Annotated in this window: 1 protein-coding gene; it reads left to right on the forward strand. The window is 61.4% G+C overall.

The features are described from left to right. Positions 1–33: 33 nt before the first annotated feature. Positions 34–944, forward strand: a 911-nt coding sequence (locus tag HBO05_RS29020) for a ribonucleotide-diphosphate reductase subunit beta (RefSeq protein ID WP_222932577.1), incomplete at its 3' end; no start/stop codon positions are given.

A 944-nucleotide genomic window follows, 5' to 3' on the forward strand; every position in this document is an offset into this window, starting at 1 on the left:
GGCGCCAACGCCGGCCACGCCACCGAAGCCAACATGGACCGCCTCGACGGTGCCGGTGCCGCCGCCGCCATCGAGGCCCGCGCCGTCACCGCCAATGACTCCGCCGCCATCGTGCGCGCCAAGGCCGCCCTGGACAAACTCGACGTCGCCGAAGGCCTCGCCGAGTTGGAAGGCGCCTCCGCCCGTGTCGCCGTTGACGAAAAGCGCATGATCAACTGCCGCGCCGACCTCAACCAACTCGTGCCCTTCAAGTACGACTGGGCCTGGCAGAAGTACCTCGACGGCTGCGCCAACCACTGGATGCCGCAAGAGGTCAACATGACCGCCGACATCGCCCTGTGGAAAAACCCCGAAGGCCTGACCGACGACGAACGTCGCATCGTCATGCGCAACCTGGGCTTCTTCTCCACCGCCGATTCGTTGGTCGCCAACAACCTGGTGCTGGCCGTGTACCGCCTGATCACCAACCCGGAGTGCCGCCAGTACATCCTGCGCCAGGCCTTCGAAGAGGCGATCCACACCCACGCCTACCAGTACTGCATCGAATCGCTGGCCATGGATGAAGGCGAGATCTTCAACATGTACCACGAGATCCCGTCGGTCGCGAAAAAAGCCGCCTGGGGTCTGAAATACACGCGTTCGATCTCCGATCCGAAATTCGAGACCGGCACCGTCGACACCGATAAAGAACTGCTGCGCAACCTGGTCGCCTACTACTGCGTGCTGGAAGGCATCTTCTTCTATTGCGGCTTCACCCAGATCCTGTCCATGGGCCGACGCAACAAAATGACCGGCGTGGCCGAGCAGTTCCAGTACATCCTGCGCGATGAGTCGATGCACCTGAACTTCGGCATCGACGTGATCAACCAGATCAAAATCGAAAACCCACACCTGTGGGATGCCGAGATGAAGGAAGAAGCGACCCAGATGATCCTGCAAGGGAC

Source organism: Pseudomonas sp. WS 5079 (genome assembly GCF_012985465.1).
Classification (GTDB): Bacteria; Pseudomonadota; Gammaproteobacteria; order Pseudomonadales; family Pseudomonadaceae; genus Aquipseudomonas.